General features: G+C 63.2%; 1 protein-coding gene. It reads right to left on the bottom strand.

Translation table 11 applies throughout. From position 1 onward, the window contains the following. Nucleotides 1-26: 26 nt before the first annotated feature. On the bottom strand, nt 27-778 hold a 752-nt coding region (locus NUV99_12125; GenBank protein MCR4420835.1), incomplete at its 5' end, for an Ig-like domain-containing protein.

The following is a 778-nucleotide window of genomic DNA, read 5'->3' as shown; positions in this document are numbered from 1 at the left end:
CCAGGAGGCTTTTTTATTGCCAACGCCTACCTAACAGGATTACAGGAATGCTCGTATTGCGGCATCTCCTCGAGCTCAGCCTGGGTGAATTCCTTGGTCCCGTTCACGCCGGGACCGGTCACGGTCAATACAACCTTCCCGCCCGGTTCCTGGCCCGAGGCCGGATTAATGGTTTGACTAACAGTTGCATCCCCGTACCCGTCCGCCTTGACCACAATGCGATAGTCCCCGGCAGCACTGAAGACCGTCGCGGCAATGGTGATCTTGCCGGCTTCAACCGAGTACCTATCCGCCCCGAGCGGGCTGCCGTCCACCGTGATTTCTCTGATGGCCGCCCGCCAAGCCTCGTCGTCCTCAAAGACGAGCTCGATGGGGCTGCCCACCCGGTTGTCGGTGGCGTCGGGGGTTAGCGCCGGAGCAGGCTTGGTCGGCACCACGGCAACGGTGATGCTGTCGGTGAAGCCGCCGTCCTGAGTGGTCACGGTAATGGTCGCCGTGCCGGCCGATACCCCGGTCACCAGGCCGGTCTGGTCCACCGTGGCGACTGCCGCGTTGCTGCTGGACCAAGTTACGGCCTTGTTAGTCGCGTTTTCCGGCTGAACCACCGCCGTGAGCGGCAACGTCTGGCCTACCCCAAGCTCCACCTGCTCGCCCTGGGCAATGCTCACCCCGGTTACCGCTACCCTGGGCACCGTGTACTCGAAGGTGACGACGTCGCTGTCGTCCCGGCCGGGGCCGGTGACAAAGGCCTTGATGGTGGTGTCCTGGGTGATCTCTA

Source organism: Clostridia bacterium, from assembly GCA_024653205.1.
GTDB lineage: Bacteria > Bacillota > DSM-521 > Neomoorellales > SLTJ01 > JANLFO01.
The sequence above is the reverse complement of the archived record's forward strand: the minus strand, read 5'-3'. Positions and strand labels throughout refer to the sequence as shown.